The sequence below is a fragment of the Desulfitibacter alkalitolerans DSM 16504 genome, from assembly GCF_000620305.1.
GTDB classification, from domain to species: Bacteria; Bacillota; DSM-16504; order Desulfitibacterales; family Desulfitibacteraceae; genus Desulfitibacter; species Desulfitibacter alkalitolerans.
Genome location: NZ_KK211102.1, coordinates 244,648 through 268,484, shown reverse-complemented (window position 1 = coordinate 268,484; position 23,837 = coordinate 244,648). Strand labels below are relative to the sequence as shown.

The 23,837-nt window shown below is 38.0% G+C and carries 30 protein-coding genes, 1 tRNA gene and 1 pseudogene; 17 read left to right on the top strand and 15 right to left on the bottom strand.

The window, feature by feature from the left end:
* A complete protein-coding gene (gene yyaC, locus K364_RS24460) occupies positions 1-627 on the bottom strand; it encodes a spore protease YyaC (RefSeq protein WP_035269715.1) in 627 nt (208 codons plus the stop codon).
* A 104-nt stretch (positions 628-731) separates the two neighbouring features.
* Here yyaC and K364_RS0115565 point away from each other — a divergent pair, with 104 nt between their 5' ends.
* The 9 genes from K364_RS0115565 (at position 732) to K364_RS0115525 (ending at position 9,625) form a co-directional block, all read left to right on the top strand.
* Positions 732-1,778, top strand: coding sequence for a YkvI family membrane protein (locus K364_RS0115565; RefSeq protein WP_028308781.1), 1,047 nt, complete (start codon positions 732-734; stop codon positions 1,776-1,778).
* Positions 1,779-1,899: 121 nt separating this feature from the next.
* Positions 1,900-2,907 carry a GerMN domain-containing protein gene (locus tag K364_RS0115560; protein ID WP_084295941.1) on the top strand — a complete coding sequence of 336 codons (1,008 nt, stop codon included), beginning with the start codon at positions 1,900-1,902 and terminating at the stop codon, positions 2,905-2,907.
* A 126-nt stretch (positions 2,908-3,033) separates the two neighbouring features.
* Complete coding sequence (locus K364_RS0115555) at positions 3,034-4,218, top strand: M24 family metallopeptidase (protein WP_028308779.1); 1,185 nt, start codon at positions 3,034-3,036, stop codon at positions 4,216-4,218.
* A gap of 106 nt (positions 4,219-4,324) precedes the next feature.
* Positions 4,325-5,218: a DUF4349 domain-containing protein gene (locus K364_RS0115550; protein WP_028308778.1), complete on the top strand. Its 894-nt coding sequence runs from the start codon at positions 4,325-4,327 to the stop codon at positions 5,216-5,218.
* A 138-nt stretch (positions 5,219-5,356) separates the two neighbouring features.
* Complete coding sequence (locus tag K364_RS0115545; RefSeq protein ID WP_028308777.1) at positions 5,357-5,548, top strand: PspC domain-containing protein; 192 nt, start codon at positions 5,357-5,359, stop codon at positions 5,546-5,548.
* A gap of 70 nt (positions 5,549-5,618) precedes the next feature.
* Complete coding sequence (locus tag K364_RS0115540; RefSeq protein WP_028308776.1) at positions 5,619-6,062, top strand: PspC domain-containing protein; 444 nt, start codon at positions 5,619-5,621, stop codon at positions 6,060-6,062.
* A 57-nt stretch (positions 6,063-6,119) separates the two neighbouring features.
* Positions 6,120-7,514 (top strand): L-seryl-tRNA(Sec) selenium transferase, encoded by a 1,395-nt coding sequence (gene selA / locus K364_RS0115535; RefSeq protein ID WP_028308775.1) that lies wholly within the window; start codon positions 6,120-6,122, stop codon positions 7,512-7,514.
* Between the two features lie 6 nt (positions 7,515-7,520).
* The gene (gene selB, locus K364_RS0115530) at positions 7,521-9,428 is read left to right on the top strand and encodes a selenocysteine-specific translation elongation factor (RefSeq protein ID WP_028308774.1); all 1,908 of its coding nucleotides are present in this window, start codon (positions 7,521-7,523) and stop codon (positions 9,426-9,428) included.
* Between the two features lie 100 nt (positions 9,429-9,528).
* Positions 9,529-9,625: transfer RNA gene (locus K364_RS0115525), tRNA-Sec, on the top strand.
* A gap of 151 nt (positions 9,626-9,776) precedes the next feature.
* Here K364_RS0115525 and K364_RS0115520 read toward each other — a convergent pair.
* From K364_RS0115520 to K364_RS0115510, 3 genes are read right to left on the bottom strand one after another with little or no spacing between them, the layout of a single operon-like run.
* Entirely contained in the window at positions 9,777-10,976 is a 1,200-nt protein-coding gene (locus tag K364_RS0115520; RefSeq protein WP_028308773.1) for a tyrosine-type recombinase/integrase, read from the bottom strand.
* A 24-nt stretch (positions 10,977-11,000) separates the two neighbouring features.
* On the bottom strand, positions 11,001-11,231 hold the full coding sequence (locus K364_RS0115515) for a helix-turn-helix domain-containing protein (protein ID WP_028308772.1): 231 nt from the start codon (positions 11,229-11,231) through the stop codon (positions 11,001-11,003).
* A 26-nt stretch (positions 11,232-11,257) separates the two neighbouring features.
* The gene (locus K364_RS0115510) at positions 11,258-11,557 is read right to left on the bottom strand and encodes a hypothetical protein (RefSeq protein ID WP_028308771.1); all 300 of its coding nucleotides are present in this window, start codon (positions 11,555-11,557) and stop codon (positions 11,258-11,260) included.
* 198 nt (positions 11,558-11,755) lie between these two features.
* Between K364_RS0115510 and K364_RS0115505 the strand changes: the two genes are divergently transcribed.
* Positions 11,756-11,977, top strand: a complete 222-nt coding sequence (locus K364_RS0115505; protein ID WP_028308770.1) for a helix-turn-helix domain-containing protein — start codon at positions 11,756-11,758, stop codon at positions 11,975-11,977.
* Positions 11,978-12,844: 867 nt separating this feature from the next.
* On the opposite strand, the pseudogene K364_RS27090 reads toward K364_RS0115505, so the two are convergent.
* A pseudogene (locus K364_RS27090) lies at positions 12,845-12,946 on the bottom strand (IS200/IS605 family transposase); the annotation flags it as partial.
* A gap of 462 nt (positions 12,947-13,408) precedes the next feature.
* On the opposite strand from K364_RS27090, the gene K364_RS25810 reads away from it, so the two are divergent.
* On the top strand, positions 13,409-13,987 hold the full coding sequence (locus tag K364_RS25810) for a copper amine oxidase N-terminal domain-containing protein (protein ID WP_051534135.1): 579 nt from the start codon (positions 13,409-13,411) through the stop codon (positions 13,985-13,987).
* Here K364_RS25810 and K364_RS0115485 read toward each other — a convergent pair.
* The 9 genes from K364_RS0115485 to K364_RS24445 all read right to left on the bottom strand — a co-directional run bounded on the left by K364_RS0115485 (position 13,955) and on the right by K364_RS24445 (position 19,123).
* On the bottom strand, positions 13,955-14,191 hold the full coding sequence (locus K364_RS0115485) for a hypothetical protein (RefSeq protein WP_028308769.1): 237 nt from the start codon (positions 14,189-14,191) through the stop codon (positions 13,955-13,957). The two genes, K364_RS25810 and K364_RS0115485, sit on opposite strands and share 33 nt — an antisense overlap.
* Positions 14,192-14,194: 3 nt before the next feature.
* Positions 14,195-14,932, bottom strand: a complete 738-nt coding sequence (locus K364_RS0115480) for a hypothetical protein (RefSeq protein WP_156946498.1) — start codon at positions 14,930-14,932, stop codon at positions 14,195-14,197.
* Positions 14,933-14,994: 62 nt separating this feature from the next.
* A complete protein-coding gene (locus tag K364_RS0115475; protein WP_028308767.1) occupies positions 14,995-15,696 on the bottom strand; it encodes an Ntn hydrolase family protein in 702 nt (233 codons plus the stop codon).
* A gap of 86 nt (positions 15,697-15,782) precedes the next feature.
* Positions 15,783-16,139 (bottom strand): hypothetical protein, encoded by a 357-nt coding sequence (locus tag K364_RS0115470; protein ID WP_028308766.1) that lies wholly within the window; start codon positions 16,137-16,139, stop codon positions 15,783-15,785.
* 269 nt (positions 16,140-16,408) lie between these two features.
* The gene (locus tag K364_RS0115465) at positions 16,409-16,642 is read right to left on the bottom strand and encodes a hypothetical protein (RefSeq protein WP_028308765.1); all 234 of its coding nucleotides are present in this window, start codon (positions 16,640-16,642) and stop codon (positions 16,409-16,411) included.
* Entirely contained in the window at positions 16,629-17,924 is a 1,296-nt protein-coding gene (locus K364_RS0115460; protein ID WP_051534134.1) for a replicative DNA helicase, read from the bottom strand. Before K364_RS0115460 ends, K364_RS0115465 begins: the two co-directional genes overlap by 14 nt.
* The gene (locus K364_RS25805; RefSeq protein ID WP_051534133.1) at positions 17,902-18,657 is read right to left on the bottom strand and encodes a replication protein; all 756 of its coding nucleotides are present in this window, start codon (positions 18,655-18,657) and stop codon (positions 17,902-17,904) included. Before K364_RS25805 ends, K364_RS0115460 begins: the two co-directional genes overlap by 23 nt.
* Before the next feature lie 8 nt (positions 18,658-18,665).
* The gene (locus tag K364_RS0115450) at positions 18,666-18,824 is read right to left on the bottom strand and encodes a hypothetical protein (RefSeq protein WP_156946497.1); all 159 of its coding nucleotides are present in this window, start codon (positions 18,822-18,824) and stop codon (positions 18,666-18,668) included.
* A gap of 122 nt (positions 18,825-18,946) precedes the next feature.
* Positions 18,947-19,123: a helix-turn-helix domain-containing protein gene (locus K364_RS24445; RefSeq protein ID WP_169734763.1), complete on the bottom strand. Its 177-nt coding sequence runs from the start codon at positions 19,121-19,123 to the stop codon at positions 18,947-18,949.
* A 218-nt stretch (positions 19,124-19,341) separates the two neighbouring features.
* On the opposite strand from K364_RS24445, the gene K364_RS0115440 reads away from it, so the two are divergent.
* Positions 19,342-20,613 carry a hypothetical protein gene (locus K364_RS0115440; RefSeq protein WP_028308762.1) on the top strand — a complete coding sequence of 424 codons (1,272 nt, stop codon included), beginning with the start codon at positions 19,342-19,344 and terminating at the stop codon, positions 20,611-20,613.
* A 31-nt stretch (positions 20,614-20,644) separates the two neighbouring features.
* On the opposite strand, the gene K364_RS26760 is transcribed toward K364_RS0115440, so the two are convergent.
* Positions 20,645-20,794 (bottom strand): hypothetical protein, encoded by a 150-nt coding sequence (locus K364_RS26760; RefSeq protein WP_156946496.1) that lies wholly within the window; start codon positions 20,792-20,794, stop codon positions 20,645-20,647.
* Positions 20,795-20,859: 65 nt separating this feature from the next.
* Here K364_RS26760 and K364_RS24440 point away from each other — a divergent pair, with 65 nt between their 5' ends.
* From K364_RS24440 to K364_RS0115410, 5 genes are all read left to right on the top strand, one after another.
* Positions 20,860-21,258, top strand: a complete 399-nt coding sequence (locus K364_RS24440; protein ID WP_035269702.1) for a helix-turn-helix transcriptional regulator — start codon at positions 20,860-20,862, stop codon at positions 21,256-21,258.
* A gap of 114 nt (positions 21,259-21,372) precedes the next feature.
* Entirely contained in the window at positions 21,373-22,476 is a 1,104-nt protein-coding gene (locus K364_RS0115425) for an FtsK/SpoIIIE domain-containing protein (protein ID WP_028308760.1), read from the top strand.
* Complete coding sequence (locus tag K364_RS0115420; protein ID WP_051534132.1) at positions 22,439-23,110, top strand: replication-relaxation family protein; 672 nt, start codon at positions 22,439-22,441, stop codon at positions 23,108-23,110. Before K364_RS0115425 ends, K364_RS0115420 begins: the two co-directional genes overlap by 38 nt.
* Positions 23,086-23,340, top strand: a complete 255-nt coding sequence (locus K364_RS0115415; protein ID WP_028308758.1) for a hypothetical protein — start codon at positions 23,086-23,088, stop codon at positions 23,338-23,340. Before K364_RS0115420 ends, K364_RS0115415 begins: the two co-directional genes overlap by 25 nt.
* Before the next feature lie 4 nt (positions 23,341-23,344).
* Positions 23,345-23,569, top strand: coding sequence for a hypothetical protein (locus K364_RS0115410; protein ID WP_028308757.1), 225 nt, complete (start codon positions 23,345-23,347; stop codon positions 23,567-23,569).
* Positions 23,570-23,837: the final 268 nt, after the last annotated feature.

The window sequence follows — 23,837 nt, the reverse complement described above, 5'->3', positions numbered from 1 at the left end:
CTAATGTGAAGGCACCTCGTTTTTTTTGGCTTGAACTTTATAATAAGCTTTGTAAATTGTATCAGAAATAGATTTTGCCAGCTTCATTACCAGGTTAAGCCTGGTGTTTTGTAAAACTAAATACTCAAGATAACCACCTACATTGACAGTGCCGGTCATGTAAATATGTCCTACATATGGTAATTCCTTTTTAACACCAGCACCAGGTTTGACAGGGCCAATACCTAAATTTAAATTGCCCACATTTTTTGCCTGTCCCAGGCACGCGTCAACAGCTATGATTATGGGATTTGTGTGGGTCTCCATTATATCTTCCATATATCGTACTATATTTGTTGCATGGACCGGTTCATCCAGGGTACCATAAACATGAATGTTTGGTATTAAGCTCTGTCTTTCTTTTAAAAATGATCCTACCAATGGGCCAAGACTATCACCGGTAGACCTATCGGTTCCAATATTAACCACCACAATTGGTCGATCTAACTGGGGATCTAAGGTTATTAAATATGAAGCTAATTGGTTGGCCGCCTTATAAGTGAGGTTTTCATCATCTATATGGTGCACTATTTTATCAGGAGGCTCCTGCAGCTCTCTATTTAATAAATTTCTTAATAAAGTTGTCATTAAAGTACCCCCCACCTTACTACAATAATAATTATAGTATATGTATTTATGGGCAGTTTTATACAACGTTACTAAAAATCACATAAATATTGGAGGGGGTAAATTTGAACAAAAAGGTCCTTAGCTTTCAACTAGCCACTACATATATAGGAGCTATTGTGGGTGCTGGTTTTGCATCAGGACAAGAGCTTATGCAGTTTTTTGTAATCTTCGGTTTTTATGGGTTAATAGGTGTTTTCCTTTCAGGTACAGCCTTTGCACTCATGGGTTATTTCATATGCCAGATAGTAATAAAAAACAAAATACATGGATACCAGACTTTCTTAATTAAGGTTCTTGGCAATAAAATAGGGCTAATTGTGGATATATGGATCACAATCTCCATTTTTATGGGCCTTGGTATAATGTTAGCAGGCTGTGCTGCCGTCCTTCAGGAAAAACTATTTGTCAATTATTATGTTGGTATTATTGTTTCTAGTGTAATAGTATTAATTGCTTTATTTAAAGGGGAAAGAGGTGTACTTGGTATCAACTCTATTTTAATTCCCATGCTGATTATAATAACAATATTAGTAAGTTTTGCAAGCATAGGGTTTGCACAAAAAGAGGTTTTCCAGGCTGGTGAGAATCCCTTGATTGGTAAGCAATGGGGAATAGCCCTTCTATTATATGTTTCATATAATATGGTAACAAGCTTAGTAATCATTACCTCAATAGATCACTATAAGTTAAAGGCTGGGATTAAAGGATTTCTTTTTGGTGGAGTTCTTTTAGGAATCATTGGACTTATCATGGTGTATGCAATGCAGTTGTTTTGGCCAGAAATACTAACCACAGAAATTCCTATGCTGTATTTAACTGAAGGCCTTGACAGCAGGCTAAGCTTTTTGTATGCATTGGCAATGCTTAGTGCTATGCTAACAACTGCAGTTGCCAATGGATTTGGATTAATTACAAGAGTTGGTTCATTATTTAGAATGAAACAAAACAACCTATCTATTGCAATTGTATTCATGGCTCTGCCAATATCAGTTTTAGGATTTGGTAATCTAATAGGACATTTTTATCCGGTGTTTGGTTATGTAGGAGCACTTATCATCTTGGCTGTTCTTTATAAACAGATTAAGCAAAGCTGTAAAATACTTAAATAATTATGAAATAATTTCAAAATATTACCATATAATAACAATTAATCCCTTTAGTAATTTAGCAGGAAATATTGTATTGGCGCCGAAGTATAATCAGACAGGCTTTATAGTTAAAGGAGATAGCATGAAAATGTATATTAGGTTAAAAGTTATAATTGTCCTTTTATTGATGGCCGCTTTATTGGTTGGTTGTGGACAAAATAGCTCAAAAAAGGATGCTGGGGATAACGAGACAACAGCAAGTACTACTATTGAAAGCCGCCCCCTCGTTTTAAACAATGAAAAGGATACAGTGCTTGTTTATTTCGCTAGTGAGAATGGAAGATATCTCATCCCAATCACTCTTCCTATAAAGCCTACCAAGGAAGCAGCTAAAGTTTCAGTGGAAAAGGTTTTAGCAGGCCCAGGGGACTGGCTTTTATCTAGTACTACTCCGGAAGATACCAAGTTGAAAGACATATATATTAGGAGAAATATTGCATATATAGATTTGACCAGTCACTTTAAAAACTTTGAAGAGTATGAAGATATTGAGATGGCAATTAATTCTTTAGTTTTAACTGTAACTGAGTTTCAAGAGGTGGAGACGGTACAATTCTTAGTTGAAGGAAAGGTCATTGAAGAGATTAATGGATTTAAGCTGGATAAGCCCTTTGAACGACCAGCCTACATAAATTCCTTAAGTAATATAAATGATGAAGATAAGCTGTTGCATGTATATTTCTCAGATCCCAATGCTTTATACTTAATACCTGTTGGTTTTGCTGTAAACAAAAATAGTACCATAAGCCAGATGGTTGAGAGTGCCATGCAGGAGTTAGTAAAAGGCCCCCCTTTAAATAGTGATTTAGTAAAGACAATTTGGTCTGGAACCAAACTTAGAAAGGTTGATTATGATTCTGAAGATAAAATGGCTACAATTGATTTAAGCAAGGAAGTTATGGGCTATGGGGGAGGAGCAGCAGCAGAGGTATTGCTCGTTAAATCCATACTGTTTACCCTAACAAGTATAGATGGGGTAGATTGGGTACAAATATTAATAGAAGGTGACTATTCAAATTATCTTCCAGAAGGCACAGACATCTCCAGACCCATAGCACGGCCAGAATATATAAACTTTGTGAACCCATAGGAGTATTCATAGTGAATGCTCCTTTTTTGCCCCAAAAATTGAACATTTGCCCCAAATTGTGCTATTATATTCAAAGCATTATCTATAAAACATGACAATTAGAATGCTAGAGGGGGTAGAAGGTGAATGAATGACTTCTCCAGGGAAATAAATGATAGAATTATTAAGCTCCAGCATAAAATAAGAGAATCAGAGCTTACAGGTGTACTGCTCACTGAAAGAACTAATGTTTATTACTTTTCAGGAAGCGGCCAGCAGTGTCATTTATATGTGCCGTCTGAAGGAAAACCCTTGCTGATGGTCAAAAAAACCTTGGAAAAAGCAATGGACGAATCTCCATTAGAATATATAACATTACTTAATAGCCCTAAGGAGATACCACAAGTATTAGCTGAACATGACTTGAAAATAAATGGTAGAATTGCCATGGAGTTGGACGTTTTACCAGCAAATAGTTACTTTTTTTATAAAAAGGTGTTGGAGGGTTCTGAAATAGTGGATGTGTCTGTCATGATCAGAGATCTTCGTATGATTAAATCGGAATATGAGATCTCACTAATAAGAGAGTCAGGGACAAAGCATGGAGAGGTTTTTAAATATATTGGTTCAGCTATTAAAGAGGGAATGTCAGATAGAGAGCTTGCAGGTGCTATAGAAGGATATGCCAGAAAAATTGGACACCTGGGATACACCAGATTTAGAGGGTTTAATGTAGAGTTCTATTTCGGCCATGCATTAGTAGGTGCAGCTGGGGCTGCCTCCGGGCCCTATGACGTTATGGCTACAGTTGGAGCAGGCTCACACCCAACCTTCCCCCAGGGAGTTAGTGGGGCTTTAATTAAGAAGGGGGAGCCCATTTACATAGACTATGTTGGCAACTATACAGGATATCTAGTGGACCAGAGCAGATCCTTTATTCTAGGCGAACTGCCGCCTATTGTGGAAAAGGCTGCAGATGTATCCATGGAGATTCAAAGCATGCTGCAGGACAGCTTGAAAGAAGGAATAAATGGCAGATATCTATATGATAGTAGTATAAGTATAGTTGAAAAATCAGGGCTAAGGGACTACTTTATGGGATATCCAAAGGGGGTGCCCTTTATAGGCCATGGTATAGGTTTGGAAGTAAATGAATGGCCTGTAATTGCCAAAGGCTTTGAGATAGAGCTCAAAAGTGGTATGGTCATAGCCTTAGAGCCTAAGTTTATCTTTCCTGGCATGGGAGTTGTGGGTGTTGAAAACACCTATTTAGTATTAAAAAAAGGGTTCGAGCAGCTAACAAAGGGTGAAGACACTATAAGATATATTTAATCAGCTCTTGCTTGGAACATGATCCCCCTGTTTTTCGTCTATTTGTTTAGGAGAACAATGTTAACTGATAAAACTTGAACATAATAAAAGATAGGGGATGTATATTGTGAAAAAAACATTAATAATTGTCCTGTGTCTAGTAATAAGCCTTTCCATTGTTGCCTGTGGCGGTGCAAAAAAGGAGGCAGCTGATAGTGGGCCTTCTTTTGAGATAGCATATTCTTCTTCTGGAAGTGCACCTTCAGAAGGGGCTTACCGTGATCAGGCAGCTGCTGAAGAAGGTAAAAACATTGTAGGTGACTTGGATAACAGAAAAATTATCCAAAATGCTGAGTTAAATATTGATGTTGAAAATTTGGAAGAGATTATTAAAGAAATCGAAAGACAAGTTGCCATGGTTGGGGGGTTTTTGGCAGAAAGCAATACTGGGAGGTATAGTACAGATAGTGCTTGGGCTAATATGGTATTAAGGGTGCCGGCATCAGAATTTCAAGAGTTTGTTGCCTTCCTTGAGGAAAAAGGCACTGTTAAAAACAGAAGAGTATATATGGACGATGTTACAACGCAGTTTATAGATCTAGAGGCAAGGTTGAGGGTTTTAAAAGCAGAAGAGGAAAGCATCCTGGGCATCTTAAATAAGGCCAGCAGGGTGGAAGACGTATTAAATATACGCAAGGAGCTTAGAATCATAAGGAGTGAGATAGAGGTCCTTGAGGGAGAATTGAAGTATTTATCAAACATGGTTGCATTTTCCACTATAAGGGTTTATCTGCAGCAGGTGAAGGTGTCGGAGACAAGAATTGACCCAACTGGTTTTTCTGGAGTTTGGCAAAAGGGGATAAGCGCTTTTACCAAAAATGTTAACAGCATGATATCTCTAGCAAGCAATATAATCGTGTTTCTAATAGGTTCAATTCCTGTTTTAATCCCTCTGGGCATTGCAGGCTTTGGGTTATGGCATCTTAAAAAAAGAAAGAAAAAAAATCAAACTAGCATATAATAACTGTAGCCTTTTATGGTATTCTTATTAACAGAAGCTAATCTATAGGACACCTTTGTTAGGTGTCCTATATTGTACTATCGAAAATATAAATTTCACAAAAGCCAAGTTTTCTTTATGAAAATGGGGGTGTATAAAGTGGCTAACAAAATATACCGGTCAGAAACAGATAAAATGGTGGGTGGGGTATGTGGAGGCCTTGGGGAGTATTTTCAAATTGACTCAACAATAATTAGATTATTGTGGGTAGCCCTGGTGTTGGTTGGCGGATCAGGTATTTTGCTATATTTAATAGCATGGATTATAATACCTGCTAGGGGGATTAATTAAAAACTTGATCCCAGCAGGGGTCTGGCCTTTGAAATGGAAGATTTATGATTGATATTTAAGGGGAGATGATATGCAAAGGAATAAGCTGTACAGGTCCAGTTCAGACAACATTCTTGGTGGTGTCTGTGGTGGTATTGCCAATCATTTGGATGTAGACAGTACTATCATTAGACTAATAGTTGTGGCTGCAGCACTTTTTGGTGGTACAGGGGTTGTTTTTTATATAATAGCCTGGTTGATAATTCCCATGGAGCCAGACGGTGAAAAGGCCAGTATTCCACATACTAATGGAATAGATGCAATTGATGGAGAAACGGCTGAGGGAGAGACACAAAAGGATAGTACGTCGAATAAGGAAAAGCCTAGCTCTAACAAAGTTCTTGGAGGAATTTTTATATTAGTAGGAGCATTCTTATTTATAAACATCTGGTTTCCCTATATTAGTTGGGAAAAGTTCCTGCCCTTTATATTCGTTTTACTAGGATTGTACCTACTCCTTAGAAGCCAAAAATAAAAGGATTTTTGTTAATAGACTAATGAGCTAATTATTAGAAAATAAGGAGCTTAAAAGATGAATAAAGAAAATATTTTAAGAAATCTTCCTTCAGTAAATGATCTGGCTGTTGAAATTAAAAATAGTTCAGGAGATGAATATTCATTTAATTTAATAGTAGAGTGTTCAAGAGAAGTGCTTAATTCCATACGCCAGGATGTAAGAAAGGGAAAAGAGTTTCTGACAGCAGAAGGCTTCATAGCAGAAAAGGTTAAGGATTTGCTTAAAAGAAAATCTCTTAATAGTTTAAGAAGGGTAATAAATGCCACTGGAATAATTTTACATACAAATCTAGGCAGGGCCTTGCTTGGTGAAAAAGCCCAAAATGCAGTTAGAGATATTTTATATGGATATTCCAATTTGGAAGTTAACCTGGAAACGGGAAAAAGGGGCAGCCGCTACAGCCATGTGGAAGGACTGCTGACAAGAATTACAGGTGCTGAGGGTGCATTAGTGGTTAATAATAATGCGGCAGCGGTATTTTTAATTCTCCAGGCCCTTGCCAGAGGAAAAGAGGTTATTGTTTCAAGGGGTCAGTTGGTGGAAATAGGGGGTTCCTTTCGTGTTCCAGAAATACTTGCTGCAAGTGGAGCAAGACTGGTAGAGGTTGGCACAACCAATAAAACAAGGGCAGCAGATTATGAGAGGGCAATAACTGAAGAGACAGCACTTTTGCTTAAGGTTCATACAAGCAATTACCGCATTCTAGGATTTACTGAAGATGTTTCCATTGAAGAGCTGAGCTCCCTGGGCAGTAAGTATGGCATCCCCGTTGTGGAGGATTTGGGAAGCGGGTTCCTTGTCAGCCTAAAGCAATTTGGCATTACAGATGAACCAACTGTTCAGGAATCAGTTGCTGGTGGTGCTGACATTGTTTCCTTTAGTGGAGATAAACTCTTAGGTGGCCCCCAGGCAGGAATTATTATTGGCAAAGAAAAATATATAAACATTATTAAGAAAAATCCATTAAACAGGGCCTTGCGTGTTGATAAAATGACCATAGCAGCACTTGAGGCAACCTTACGAGAGTACATATATGAGGAAAATGTAGTAGACACTAATCCCACATTAAGGATGCTCACTATCTCACAAGAAGCATTAAAGCTAAAGGCTGAAGGACTTATGGAGGCTATGAATTCAAAACTTGGCTCCTTGACAGAGATTAGCATTATTGAAAACTATTCTGAAGCTGGCGGGGGCTCATTACCAACAACCAGACTTTCTACATGGGCTGTTGCATTAAAGCCTTATAAAGGCTCAGCAAACGGGTTAGTGGAGAAACTAAGAATGGGCGTGCCGGCCATTTTAGCACGAATTGAAGATGATAGGATTTTATTTGACGTAAGGACTATACAGGAAAGTGAGTTTAATATCATATGCAGCAGGCTTTTTGAGGAAATCTCCAGGGAGTGATGAACTATGGATTGGTTTATTATAGGTACAGCAGGGCACGTTGACCATGGTAAAACCCAGCTTGTTAAAGCCTTAACAGGCCAGGATACAGATAGACTAAAGGAAGAAAAGAAAAGGGGAATCTCCATAGAGCTTGGCTTTGCTTCATTAAAGCTGCCAAATGGAGATAATGCCGCCATTATCGATGTTCCAGGACATGAGCGATTTATTAAACAAATGCTGGCAGGCGTGGCAGGAATAGACATGGTCATGCTCATAATAGCTGCTGATGAGGGAATAATGCCCCAGACTAGAGAGCATATGGAGATAATCAAGCTTTTAAGGATAAAAAAGGGTTTGACAGTTATTACAAAAATAGATTTGGTAGATGAAGAATGGCTTGAATTAATTGAAGAGGATATTAGAGAGTTTATTAAGGGCACAGTCCTTGCCCATGGGCCAATATTAAAGGTATCTGCTCTCAAAAACCAGGGAATAGATAATTTAATAAATGAGATACAGAAGTTAGCAGAAGCCGATACTGACCATCATAGGGAAGGCCAATTAAGACTGCCGGTAGACAGATCATTTGTATTATCTGGTTTTGGCACTGTAGTAACAGGCACCTTATGGTCAGGAGAGGTTAAAACAGGAGATATAGTAGAAATTCAGCCCATTGGCAAGAAATCAAGGGTGAGGGGAATACAGGTCCACGGCCATCCACAGCAGTCTGCTAAACCTGGCCAGAGGGTAGCCCTAAACTTATCAGATGTGGAAGTAGACGAAGTGCCCAGGGGTAGTTCAGTAGTTTCTGCCGGAGCATATGCCCCCTCATATATACTTGATGCCAAGCTGCAGTTAATTGAAAGTGCTGCAAAGCCTTTAAAACAAAGACAGAGAGTTAGAGTTCACCTTGGCACCTCTGAAAAGCTTGCAAGGATAAATTTATTGAGCTGTGATGAATTAGCCCCTGGTGAAGAGACATACGTTCAATTGCAAATGGAGGAACCATTAATAGCCCAGAGGGGAGATCGTTTTGTCATCCGCAGCTATTCGCCAATGTTTACAATTGGTGGCGGTACTATACTAGAGCCATATGGGGAAAAGTTAAAAAGGTTTCAGGATGAAGTAATTGAAACCCTGCAGATCAAGGAGGAAAGCAATCCAGAGGATTTGATTATATATACTCTAGACAAGATAAAGGATAAGCTTTTAACTATAGATGATCTGGCAGGTCAGTTAAACCTTGGAACAAACATGGTGAGGGATTATGTTAATAAAATGGAAGGCATTCTAACTATAGAAGGAGAAGGAAATAGATATATTATAGGACAGAAGACATATGAAAAATGGCTGGCTGCTTTATGCAAGGAATTAGAAGCCTTTCATGGAAAATATCCACTGAGGCCAGGCCTGGATAAGGAAGAGGCTAGATCCAAGCTTTTCCCCAGGTTTAGTATAAAGGAGTTTAACCTTTTACTGGGCACATGGCAAAAGGAGAGCAGGATAAAAACAGCAGGTGCCCATATTTATCTCCCAGACTTTACGCCAGCGTTAGATGAAAAGACAAAGCAATTAATTGGGCTTATTGAAGATGTTTTTTTGAAAAGTGGCTTTCAGCCACCTGCCTTTGAAGAAACCTTCCAAAAGGTAAAAGCACCTGCCGCCCAAAGGGAAGAAATTCTGAAATACATGGTTGGCCAGGGTATTCTGGTAAAGGTTGCAGAAAACATGTATTTTCACATAAAGACTATTGAGAAAGCAAAAGCTTTATTAAAAGAAGGCTTTAACCAGAAAGAGGCAATGGCCTTAAGTGATATTAGAGATCTCTTTGACAGTTCAAGAAAATTTGTTCTCCCTCTACTGGAATACTTTGATGCACAAAAATTTACCAAAAGGGTTGAGGATAAAAGGGTATTGTTTAAAAAAGACTAGAAATTTCTTCTAGTCCTGTTAGGGCCTATTGGATATATAAATAGCCTTAAACCCATGGTATTGAAATGTACGATTATATAAGGTATAATATGAAATCTGAGGGAGCGGATTTGGTCTGGTGGCTGGCCTGGACTTCAAATCCAGTGGGCCGTAGCGATCCTGCGGTCGGTGGGTTCGATTCCCACACGCTCCCGCCATTGGTATATAAGGGTTTTTCATGCAAAAATCATATAACGTGCGATTAAGACCTTTGCCAGGCATCCAGAATTACAACAATAATACAACAAATACTAAATAAAAAAAAGAATAACAGGGGCTGCAACCCTGCTATTCATATAAGATACTATTTTATTTACCCTGTTCATGCTCAGCTTGGATGGGGTCTTTTTCTTTATGAAATAAATCATCAATCATGTTCGAAGCGGCCTCTTGCATACCAGGTGCCAAATGAGAATATAAATCCAAAGTAATTGTTATACTGCTATGGCCTAACCGTTCCTGTATAACTTTAGGACTGACTCCTTTGGCTAATAAGAGACTTGCATGTGAATGTCTAATATCATGTAGCCTGATCTTTGGGAGTTCAGCTTTCTTTAATAAGCCCTGAAATCTTTTTGTAAATTCTCTAGGATCCAGCAAACTTCCGTCTTCTTTGCAAAATACAAGATTGTTATTCTGGTATGCTTCGCCAAAGGCTAATTTTTCTTTTGCCTGTCTAGCCTTGTGCACTTTAAGCTCCTTTACTATATTTGCTGGTATAGGAATATTTCGCTCAGAAGACTTTGTTTTGATATCCTCTTCAATTACTGAACCACCTTTGACAGATAACAGTTGCCTCTTAACGACTATATTACCTTTTGATAAGTCCAATACGTCCCACTTGAGACCTAAGAGCTCCCCGCGTCTTAATCCTGTTGCTATATCAAGAATAAAAGCAGCTGCAAGCCTATCTTGCCTAGCGACGTCTATAAGAGTTACAAGCTGATCTTCCGTTAAGCATGTCATTTTCTTAGTTTTCACCGTGGGAGGTTGTGTAGCATTTGCCATGTTCTTTGATATGAGGTTTTCCTTTAAGGCCTGGTCGAGAGACTTCTTTATGAGGGTATGCATATATCTGACGTACCTGGTGCTTAAACCACTGTTATCTTTAATTCTGCCGCTTTGTAATTTTTGATTATAAAATCTTTGCAAGTCAGATGCTTGAAGCTTTGCCAGTGGTATTTTTCCAAGATCGGGGATAATGTGAGTCTTAATTATTACTTCATAACTCTCCCATGTAGTTTGTCTAGTCTTTGGCTTGGCATAATCATCTAACCAACGCTGTATCCATTCTCCAAACGTAATCCTTGAAGGTTCAACATAATTTCCTTGTTGTAAAGACTGTAGAGCTTCATTCATTTTTGAAACGGCTTCTTTTCTAGTTTTGCCGTAAAAAGCCCTTCGCTTGGGTTTACCATTAGCGTCGTGCCCAGCTGTAATTGTAGCTTGCCACCTTCCGTCTTTTCTTTGAATAATGCTACCTTCGCCGTTACCACGTTTCTTAGCCATTATTTAACCTCCTAAAATTATAGTTTACTTACCTATGTGACGCAGATAGTCAGGAAAAAAACATGCTAACAATTCGTCTGGAGATAAATCCAAGTATTTGCTAATTTCCACAATCTCGTTTTGAGTAAATCCGTTACCTTTTTTGTTATTTATCTTGTTGCAAAAAGTACCAGTTGTAACAAGAAGTTCATTTGAAAGTTCTCCATAAGTAATTTTCCTATACCTTAACAAAGCTTTTAGTTCTTCGAGGACCACTTACATCCACCACCTTCATTTTATTTTTAATCGTTTACTACACTAGCAACAATACTTATTCCATCAACTACGCCGGCTCGATAATAAACATCTGCAACCTCTGCCTCTACTTCAACGCGTAGTGCATCCAAAGCAAGGTATTCATCGGGTGGGCATATTTCCTTTAAACGATTAGCTAACTTACTACTTAGATCTCTGTGCTTTTTTGTAGTTTCACCTATGCCTATGCTGTTTTGACGTTGAAAAGCAAATTCAGTAAACGCTTCGTTTAACTCATTGGCTTGCAGATCATGCTCACTAATCATAGCTTTTAATTGTTTAATCATTTCTCTACCCCCTTGAATAAATGATCAGGCATACTGTAAAGCCTAAGTTTTATAGCTTGTGTTTCACTATTTTATGTATGTGTTCATATAGATATTCTATACCATGCTAAAGAAATAGTCAATGCAAACGCATAATATTTCTTTGACTTATCATAGAATATTTATTATAATTCATATAAAAAGAGGAGGTAGGTAAATATGTTTTCTTTTAATCCATTATGGAAGTTGCTCATTGACAAAAACATGACCAAAGAAAACCTTAGGATAGCATTAAAGCTTTCACCTTCAACCATGGCCAAGATGACTAAAGGTGAATATGTTTCTCTTGAGGTTCTGCATCGAATATGCGAACATTTTAATCGCCAGCCTGGTGATATAATTGAATATGTGCCAGATAGTAAGATCAGCGATAAGGGTTAATTACAGATAGAGGTAATTATTTTTTTATCCCGACTACTTACGAAACGTAAGTCCATTCCTTGGCAAGAAGAGTGAAATGCAAGAAAGGCAATTGTTATAATGTGTAAGTATCTAAAGCGACGGTTTTTAATGAGTTTGTCAGATGTATAAATAAACTAAAAAAGATATTAGTTATCATTACTAATAAGAATATTCTTATGGCCTTCTATCACCTCACAGATTTAGAAGTTTCGCAATCCGGATCTCTCAGCTTACTGCATCCAATCCTGTGTATCTTATTAAATGAACTTGTCTCATAAAAAGTCTATTTAATTGTTGTAAAGATGTTGTAGAGCATTTTCAACCATTGCTACATAAGGACTTTAGTCTATACACTAGATATGATATCTAATGATGTTGGAAGAGTGTAAGCATTGTAGTCCATTCAATCTATATTTTCGTAACTCTATAGGGTGTCCGTCCGTCTCGTACCGTTCTAGAACCTATCTGCAGCGTCCAGGGCAGTTCTATTACTCCTATCGCTGTGAAATATTTCTCTCCAGGGGAGGGGGGGTGCCTCCTGGGGGCGAGAAGAGATGGCTCGAGGTATTTTTAAAAACAAATGGCCGTTATCAAGCATTAACTTACTTCTTATAATTTACGTTTTCTACAAGGCGTTTGCTTAAATATTTTTTCAAAACCAAGTGCCACTTTAGCAAGCTCCACGTAAACATGTAAACTTCCTATATATTATATCTTTGCGTGATTTAAAAGCAAAACCCTACCTAAAACCATTGGGCGACAATAACCCAAGAGGTTTTTTATTTTGGAACAATCTCGTTCAAAAAAGGGGGGTTTTTGGAACAATTTTGCACCTCTGAAAAGGGGTTATTTCTTTTTGTTCTTTTTTACTGGCTCACCTGTAAACTGGTTTATAAACTCTTTTAAACTCATCTGGTCTGATGCTATATTCTCAAGTAACTGCTTTCGATATACTGCTATGTTTAGCCGGACGGTTAAATATGCATTCTCTGCCATTTTTCCCATAGCTAGCTATGCATATTTCTTAATAAAAATTATTTTGAATACCAACGTATATGTTAGTTATTTACGACCTTTCTAAAGAGTTTTTGCCGTTCATATGCACTAAGATTTAAAGTTTCTTTTCTGATGCAACAAAAAAGTTAGAAGAAAAAACAGCAGTTGTGATTTTGACATAAACACCTATATGCCAATGCTTTAGGTCAGTTTTTAGGTACGTCATTTTTGTCGTACCCCCTCCAAGGCCAAGAAAGGTAGTGGATTTCAAGTCACAAATTATAGGGTGTTTCATGCTACATGATAAAAAGGCTATTTATACATGTTCATTAAGCATATGCAAATTCCGACACAATTCTTCTAAAATAATTGATATAATCATGGAAACGTTTATAAAGAAAGGATTGTGTTTTTATGAAAAAGTTTTTAGCTGGATTGCTGATAGGCTTATTGCTTGCAACCACTACCTTTGCAGTAGCTAATCCTGCACTTAGGTTGATAGTTAACGGCGTTGACATAACTTCTGAAGCTCAACCTATTATTATTGACGGCAGGACTCTTGTTCCGGCCAGGGCCTTGGCAGAGCAATTAGGTGCGACTGTGGAATGGGACGCTGCGAATAGTGCCGTAGTAGTTACAAGCCCTAGCCAAGAAACTAAAGGGTCCGCAATTACCAAGGAGGAGACTCTAAATATCTCTGACTTGATTTCTGGGAAAGAATATGCCAATTTATCACAGCTTAATGATGAATTAATAGGCCTTAGAGAGATCAGCAATTTACCAGGAATTACTGGTAGCTTTGGCCCAGATGGCAATTATATAACAGATGGAGAAATTAAAATTTTTATGGAATTTAATCATGGTTCCGATATAATTAATCTCGCTATACTTAAAGAACAAGAAATCTTGGAGCACAGCCAGGCTAAAATTATAAATTACAGAACGTATTTTCCAAAAAGCTTACTTCTCAAGTACGGATTTCTTCAAGAATAAGCGAAGTTCTTTTAATTCTTCTTCCGCTAAATTTTTTAATTCGTTTGTGGTTTTAAGTTGGTGTTCGTAATTTACTAAAGCCATTTCCAAATAATTTATTCGAGATTGAACGTCTTCGTCTAAAAGATGGGTAGTATAAGTAAGCTCTACCACCTTTACTTTATCTTTCATAGTTTCCTTTGCTTTAAATCTTTCGTTTGCCATTATTTACACCCCCATTAATGCTTGCAAAAATATAGTAGCGTCTAGCCTTCCTAGTGCTGAGCTAATGCCTAGCTCAATAGCATTCCATTGCCCGATATTTAAGTATTGGGCAATATTTATGCTCGACTGGTCGCTGTTAAACGGACCTCCTAAAGCCGTGGTCCTGTCGACGCCGTTTATTTTGATAGTTACTCCATTAGCAACTACGCTGGTATATATGCCGAAATCCAAAGCATGCGTATGGGCAGGTATGCTAACGCTGTGAGTATGGCCAGGGATTGTTATATTGTGTTTATGGTCAGTGTCTCTTGCATGGGCATGGGAGCCATCAGTACCTATTGAATGTAAATGCGACACAATCTGGTACCATGTAACCGAACCTCCGTCAGCTTTTCTCAATACCGTTCCGTCCGTAATGCCGTGATTATGACCACCTGCTGAGCCAGTATTTCCACCGTGATTGTGGCTTCCTGCTAAGTACATCCAATCCGGTAATAAATAACCTCCTTGTAGGGCGTAGTTGCTGGGGGCGCTAGTTTGAGTCGTGCCCCCGCCGCTTTCACTTGTAGTCGTGCCACCACCTCCGCTTGCAGCAGCTTTCTCATATGCCCTGAAAGCCAACCTTCTAAACCTTAAAATTGCCCTCTTTATACTCTTTGTTTCAGCGGGCAAATAAATATTCAAGACTAGAGGATTGTTAGCGTCTAGATTGTCTGCTCTTCCTTCCTGCCAACTTTGCATGATGCCGTCTTCGTCTATTAGCACCGTGCTGCCATCTTTTGCCCATAAATTAGATCCATATTTCATGATATTGACTCCTTCCCTAAAAGTGACAATGCTTTATGCTTTACAAAGCGGCTGGTATTAGGTGTAATTACTAGTATATCGACTGGCCCATTAGAAACAGGTTGGTATTCTTTAAAAAATTGTAAATATCTATAACCTACTGTTATGCTCAGTTCTGCAAATTCGATTGCATCTCTCAAAGACATGGCATGAAACAGTATTTTTTCACCATCAAATAGCTTGTTGATTAAAGTGGTTTCTCCATTCATCATTAATCCATAGCGCATCCTTCCTTGATAATAACCAGGAGATTGTTTAAACTGACCATCATCATAATTGAATGTTTTCGGCAGGCCTTCATTATTGTATCCGGATAACTGAAAGCCATATCCTGTCTTGGCGGGTAAAGCTTTAGTCAATTTTTGCACAAAGCCCGCTGCAACTTCCTCTATTGTATTTTTACTAAAAGCCCTTTCTAGCTCAGCAATATCTTGCCTTATGCTCCATCCATCCATGTCAAAACAAGGTCCGGAATAGGCTAGTCCAAAGTTTCCGATCTTGTATATTTTATTTGAATTATCGGAGTGGACTTCGTAAGGGATAAAATGCTCCTTTTGGCTAAAACTTTCAATGCTAGTTAAAGAATCTGCAGTTATAGCACGACTCTCGCCTGCCACAACTATTCCATCAGGGACAACAACCGTCATAATAATTGTCATTCTTATCAACTCCTTTCGTCTTGTGAAATTTGCCTCTTTAACAGGGGATTAGTACCCCTGTATACCTCTTTATTAGCCTCCTCGAATCATTCTCCGGTTTTTAATTCAACGGCACCCCCACCATTTTTCCAGGCGACTCTTAAACTAATATTTTGCTGTTTTTTACCTATCCTGCTCTCAAGGGTCTCTTTTTTCTTGTCCAACATAATTCCAACAACAATTCCTATGTCTTTTAAATTAGCTTTAGCTAGCTTGTCTTTATCTGTTAATAATTCAATGCCTTTATCGATAACTTCATCAAGTTTGCTAATCCTTTGAAGGTCTGTAATTTCAGCTTCGGATGCAACGTCATTTTTTAACTGTTGCACTTCTTCAACGGATCTTTGTGGTCTCTCGGCCAAGGGTTTTTGAAGTGGCGTCAACGCTTCATCTTTATCGCTCATATGATCATTCCTTTCAAGATATTAATGGATTCTAGTTTTAAATTCTTTTTTTAAATAGGCCCTATAAGAGCCTATTTTGAAGCTTATTAGGTTAATACCCTTGTTAATAAGATTAATTTCAAAAATCCTTAGCTAGCTTATGAGTTTTTGTCTTAGAATTGATTTTAGGAGGTCTCTTGCCTAGTCGATATTCCCAAAGAGAGCAGTCATTAGCTGGGCAATTTCGAACTTCAACATATTGACCATTAGAACAATTTAGACACTTTTTTCTAATTGCTTGAATTGGAGTCATGGACATCTTTTACTACCCCCATATTAAGAATTTCTCTTAGTTGTGTAAATTTAATGTCTATTTGACCACCTGTGCTTTCCTTGCATTCGCTTAGCTTATCCAGGGCATTTCTGCAAGTCTCCTCGTCCATCCAGCCTATGCGAGTTCTCTTTATTAGCATGTTGGCGAGTTTTTGATAGACTTCATTCATTGCCATATCAATATCGTTCACAACCCACCACCACCTGAGTTGGTTTATTGAAGAAAACAGGCACCTTAACATTGCTTTCCCCATCCCTATTTTTTTGCACATATATAAAGTGTGTAGGTCTGGGTACGTAATGACCTTCAAGTTCTTCCTCGATAGGGTAAAACTTTAAAAATATATCTGCCTCATTCTCCATTCTGCGTGCTGCTTGCAGTTTAAAATCATCATTCAATTGCGTAATCACAAGAATTGGTATCTGCAGGTTTTGTGCAAGAATTTTTGTGCTTTTTACTATCTGCTCAAGGGCTTGCCATTCTGTTAAATCTGCTGTATGTTTATCCATCCGACCAATATAATCTACAATAGCAAATTTAATTTTGTGCTGAGTATGAAATTTTCTAGTTATACTGATCAACTTCTGTAGGTTTAAGTTTGGAGCATTGTAAAAATATAAAGGTGCTTTATACAGTTGATTCATGGCCTGGGTTAACTCCTTGAAATCTTCATCCTTCGCTGCGCCTCCCCTTATGTCACTGGCTGGGATACCTGAAAGCATAGAACTTAACCTGAACTGTAGTTGCATTGTGCTCATTTCAGTATTGATAAATAATGTAGCCTCCTCGCCTGAAATTGCAACAGCTCTTGCTATATTTAAGGACAGGGCTGTTTTCCCTCCCCCAGTCCTAGATCCTAGAAGAATTAGGTCCCCTGGTTTCATTCCCCATAGAGTTGTATCAAGCTTAGGAATGCCTGTTTTTAATCCACTGATTATTCCCCTGCTTTGCCTAAGCTCCTCGATCTTATCAATAGTGGAAAGTGCTAATTCTTTTGCTGAGATAATCCTATCCACCTGGTCCTGATATGAAAGCTTAAATATTGCAGCTTCAGTTTCTTCTATGATTTCAACCCTTGGAGCCTCTTTTAATTGATCTCCTGCAACCCTAAGTATCCCAACAAATTTTCTTAACTGAGAGAATGATTTTATTCTCTCAATCCAATACAGAATGTTTTTATCTTTAATATAGACTTTAGTTATATCGCTCAATCGGTCTAAATCTATGAGCCCCGGAGATACCTCTTTTACTAACTCAAAATAAGTCGGTTTTATTCCTCTTTGGTAAAGCTTTACAATCATCTCAAAAACTGTCTGGTGTAGTTGATCATAAAAATCTTCTTTTCCGAGTGCAGCCATACTTTCAGTTAAGCAGTAGTCATTTTGCAACATAGCACCAAGAATATATTTTTCGCTCTCTAAATCATAAAGATTAATCTCAGTACACCCCCTAAATAATCCTAGCGTCAGCATGAGGCATTTGTTTTTTTTGAAATAGTGTTTCCTTAGAATTGTCGTAGCCGCCTTCAAGTACTTTCACGATATTATTCTCATTGATTAGCCAGTCAAAGTTACAACCTGTCCATTTGCCAGATCTGCCACTAAGGAAGTCGCTTTGCTCAGCCTTCTCAAATGTCTTCTTAAAATCATCCTCTGAATATTGCTTTAATCTAGCCTTGATGTGACCTTTCCTTTTGTCAGTAAGCTTCATTACTTTTGGCAATGATAAACAGATATTATGATAGAGATCCACTATATATTTTTCTTTAAGTTTTTCTTTAATTTTTCTTTCTTGGTAGAAGGATTGTTCATCTGTTGTGGTGATGAACACTTCATCTGTTGTGGTGTTTAATTCTTCACCTGTAGAAGGATTGTTCATCTGTCGAATTATTTCGCATTGCCATTCTTTATAGTTTTTGTTTATTTTTAATACTCTGCTTGATGTGTCAGTGTGTTCTTTTGTTACTTCGATAACCTTATGCTCAATGAGCTGCTTCAGCTCATTAGATATGTATCTTTTACTGATTCCGGTAGCTTTAGAAATAAAGTTAAGTGACAAGTTGTGCTCTTTTCTGCTATAGCCATAGGTATATCTAATCACAGTAAGGATTATTTTTAATTGGGTAGCATTTAGTTTGGCTGAATAGATAGCTTCTAACAATTTATTTGCTAGTCGGGTAAAGCCATTTTCTAGTTGTGCTGACATATCACCACCTACTTGTCATAAAACTCAATGTTTGTACGTTTTCTGGTTAATATTTGAAGTTCCGCTAGTGCTACATTAATTTCGGCTTTTATCTCATTGCAGATATAATGCTCAAAATGCTCCAGTTGTTCTATTTTCTTTATTAGTTTTTTTATTTTGATTTCCAAAAGTTTCCTGTTGTTAGTTTTGTGTGAATGGTTGTTTAATAACAAAACATCCTTAACGCCCTTTCTCTCTTCGCGCCTCCTGCGAGAATTCGATCACCTGTTTCGCCAGAACAGGTTTTACACTATTCTTGAGACTGAATGAATTTCTCCAAATCTATTAACCTTATCATCCTGCGCCTGCCTATTTTACAGGTCTTTATATCTTCGTTCCTGATTAATTTCCACATTAATGAGTCACTTATCCCACCTAACAAAACTCTGGCTTCAGATACACTTATTAGCAATGCTTCCTTTTTCAAAATCTCACCCCCGTTAAAATGAGTTTGCGTAATAGCATTCTGACTTGACATTTCCAATCATCTCCTAATATTTTTCTATAGTGTTTATCTTCTTAAAAACATTGTATGGTATATGGAAATTTGGTACAATTATACTGTGGTCTAAAAACTGTCGTCTTTCATAAATAGCAAGGCATGCAGGTTATTAAATTTGTCTGTCTTTCTGGGGGGAGAAATATTTGAAAAATATTAGCTTTACTCGATTTATTTCAAAAAACTATGGATTATATGAGGTAAATGTTGACCATGAATCTACGGGTTTTGAGGGAAAAGCAATTTTCAACGCGAAACAACCATTATTTTTAACATCAAGTTTATTGCAGAGTGAATCTGTTCTCTGCTGGCTTTTGGAGCATTGTCGATTTTATTTTGGGGACTCCGCTATTGATAAAATTGAGGTGCCTAATTATGGAGTTTGGAATATTGTTGAGGAAATGAAAGGCAGTTTTGTTTTCAAACAAGGCAATTTCCGATATGAGAAAAAATCTAAATTAAAATGTATTGAATATCGGATTGGTGGTGGCAGAAAAACGAAGGACCAGGAAAAATTTCTGAAAGATATTGCTTGGCCGCTTAGATTTAGGGTAGATGTGCTATCATTGGCAGACCAGGATTTTAAGGACTATGAGGTATATGGATTTGAGAGAAGCCTTGAGCAAGAAGTGGTATCACTTAGAAAAATCGTTGAAAATTTCGAGGATTTCCCCCTGTTTTGCAGCAAAAGAGAAATAAAAGATGGAGAAATATTAAGTAGGCAAGGAGTTTCTCTTTCGGAACCAATTGGGCAATTTGATGATGGAGCACCATTGATAGCCTCCCGCTTGGAACAGGCAAGGATTGCACCTGGGATAAATAAACGTAAAGATGTTGGATTTTCTTTTGCCAGTGAAAGTTTAATGGCTCTTTGTTGGGCTGAATTATACTGGTGCGCTGTACAAGGTTTAAAGATTAATAAATGTAAGCATTGCGGCAAATATTTTGCAGACAAACGAAAAAAAACTGTTTGTGAGCGTAAATGTAGCAAGATAGCTTCGGAGGCCAAAGATGGGAAGTCTCGTTGGTATAGTAAACAGGAGCATCAGGAGTTGACTAACGCAATGAAAAAGGTTAGACAAGGCGATATGGATTGTCTAGAGTATTATAAAAAATGGGAGCAAACGAGTTACGCAAAGCATAGGGTGAGAGTTGCCTGGAAAGTACATCCATTCAGGGCTGTTCTTCTTGAGGATGATGGTTCTCTTTTAGAAGCAGCTAAAGAGAGAGTGTTTGCAGAAGAAGATATGGGGCTAGTTGCTAAATGGTTAAGTAAGCATGGTGGCACCTTAAGTTGGACAAAAGATATAATTCCCAAACTATCTAAAGAAATTTCGGGAGGACAAGAAATGAAACAGGAGCAGCTTAAAATGGAACTAGCAAATCATTTAAATGAACAGCACTGCGGTTTGGCCTGAAGTCTAGATAAAAGACCAAAGACATCATGTTTTATTTTAAAACATCTTTAGCAGCTCGATCTGTATCATAGCTATCTTTTTTACTATCATTTTCGCATTTAGGTTTATTGAGAAAATCAGATTTATTTACATCCCAGCTGGAAATACTTTTGCCGGCTTTTTCATAATCATATTTAGACATAAAAACACCTCCAAAAGTAGTATTGCCAATAAGCGTTAGCATATACTTAACAGGGGGTGTTTTTAATGCTTAGCGCTATAAAGTTACCTGAGGAAATGCTTGATGCTTTGCGGGTTATTTATAAAAAAAGCAAGAAATACAATCCAGAACTTACGGAAGAGGATTTCATTTCAATTATTGTAGGCCAGTGGTTGGAAACTTATAAAGCAAAAAATGAGCAAAGAAGCCTTACAAAAGATAATTTGTCTTTAAGAAACGAACTGAAAGAAGCTATAAAAATATCAGGCAAATCTCAACGACAAATAGCAAAAGAAACAGGAATTTCACATGTTTATATCTCTCAGCTTACCAAGGAGGAATATGATCCATCAGTCAAGGTGGCCTTTTTGATTATGAAATCAATAGGATACCCGCTACATATGATAAATAAGCTTTTCTACCTAGTACCTAGGCAGGAGGAATAAATTACCTGCTCTAGGTCTATTTTTTTTGTGAAGATGGACAATCGGTAGTGAATATATATAAGAATACCTAACAAAAATGTTAAAGAATACTTTCCACGGGAGGTGAGAGAGATAATGGGCAAAGATGATAACGCATTAAAGGAAACCATTGAACTGGTGCAAAGCCTATGGCTGCATAGGCCAGGAAATGAAGTCCATGCAGCAGTCCAGGAAACTATCAACGCATTATACAGGGACCTAAAGCCTTTGATAATAAAAAAGATAAAAACTGACAACCAATGGACTTTCTTAATTAGATTACCTCCAGGAAGAGCCTTTTCAGAGTTTAAAGGTAAGCATGAATATTTTCAGGATGCTGCTGGAGGAGCTGTACAAATTGAAAAGGAAGGAAAGGTGATTAAAATGCAAATTTCAACTGAAGAGTTAAGGCCCAATTACCCCTACAGCTGGCAACATGAAGATTACTCTAAAATGTTTTTGCCGGTACCCTTTGGGCATAGTGCAGCCGGCTTGATTGTAAGAGATCTTGCAGAGGCCCCTAACCTTATTGTGGCCGGTCACCCTGGAGCAGGAAAAAGCAACTTTCTCCATGTGTTAGCAGTTTCCTTGCTGCTTTCTAGGATGGTGTATCTGGCTATTATTGACCTCAAAAAATTAGAGTTTAGCTATTTAAAAGGGCATAGCTTGGTCGTGACTGACTTGGAAAAAGGCAGAGCATTGTTAATGTCTATAAATAAGGAGATTGATAAAAGACTAGGCATCCTAGAAGCTGCTGGAGTAGTCAAAATACAAGAATACGAGGAAAACATGCCCTTTATAGTACTAATCATTGATGAGCTGGCAGAGATGCAGGATGAGGACTGTCAGGAGGCATTAAACAGGATCGTAAGGTTAGGTCGTGCAGCTGGTGTGTGTGTAGTTCCTGCTACCCAGCGACCTAGTTCAACTATGTACAAGAAATTTGGAGACAGTAAAGCCATGTTTGCAGCTACAATGTGCTTCCATGTCAGAGATGAACTTAATTCAAGAATAGTCCTAGACAATGGAAAAGGAGCTTTAATACCCAATATCCCAGGAAGGGCAGTTTATCAATGGGAGAGAGAAATTGAAGTGCAGTCTATGTATTTGCCTATTAAGAAGGCTAGGAAATTAATTAATAACGTAAGGCAGGTGGAATGGAATGTTGACCAATCACAAAAAAGGCTACCTCCGAGATAGGAGGATACTAGAGGCAATAAACAAGCATGGAGTATTAGATACAGATCAGATAGAGGTTTTATTCTTTAATGGAATTAAAAACAGCAAGCGCATAGCACAAAAGAGGCTTCTAAAGCTGTATGAAACAAAGAAAATAAAAAGAGGAAGAGACATCCCAGGCGCTCCATTTTACTATTATTCAGGCAAAAAGAGCGACCAGCTGGATCACCTGTTAAGTGTAAACTGGGTGTATATTTGGACAATGGCCAATCTCAGATCATGGGAGCAGCTGCTTAGTTTTGAATATGAACAGGATTACAGGATTTTAAGGTGCGACTGTTTTGTTGGTATCTCTAATGCTGTGACTAAGGAAAATAAATTTTACTTTGTTGAAGTGGATCTAGGAAGCAATCCTTTTGATAAGGTGAGTAAGTATAACAATCTATATCAATCAGGAGAATACTCCGGAGCTTGGTGGGTGCCTAAAACTAATAGGTTTCCAGCTATCCTGGTAGTTACTAACAGTAAGAATCGCAAAACCAACATAGAAGAGCTCATCAAAAAAGAAAACACCAACAACCTTGAATTTAATGTAAAACTGCTGGAGGACATTAAAAGCGAGGTGGGAGGATGGAACAGAGCTTTGGCGTTTTAGTGCTCCAGTTGCTCTTCATCGGCGCCTTTGGAGCAATAATGATTTATGTGTTAAAAGCTATTGACCAAAGGCCCATAGCAGGATTAATAAAGATACTAACCGTTGTCTTATGTGCATTACTTCTTATCCAGCTATTGGCCCAGGCTTTTGACTGGATAGGCAGCTTATTTGAGGCCATAGATAACTTCACAGAGCCCTTTAGAAAGCTTATAGATAGGTGGGGGAGGTGATAACATGGGAGAGATAGGGAAGGCTGTATTTAGTGGCCCTGGGGCTGTAATTATTCAAATGGCCTTTGTAGCTATAGCCTCTTATGTGTTTTCTGCTATAGCTGGCGCTTTAGGCAAAGGTCAGATAGCAAAGTTTATTAATACTGCAGCTGTATTTGTTTGCTTAGGTTTGGTTGTGGTCACAATTGGCAAAGCACTAGTAGACGTTGGTAAGGTACTAGGATTTTAGGCAGCGTACTAACAGGACAATTGATTTATATATACTTTCACTTTCATAGACGTACCAGGCAGCGTACTAAGGCTAGGCCAGGACCTGATCCTGGCTTTTGTTTTAATAGCGTACTAAGTTTGATTGTACGGACGTATAAACGCAAATTGTACGTTGAGGCGTACTACGCCACCATTAAAAGGATTGATTTTAAAGGCTAGATTTTCAGGAGTAAAGGGTTCCCGAGTCACCTGCGAGGGAACTCTTTTTTGGAAATTTAATTTTTTGC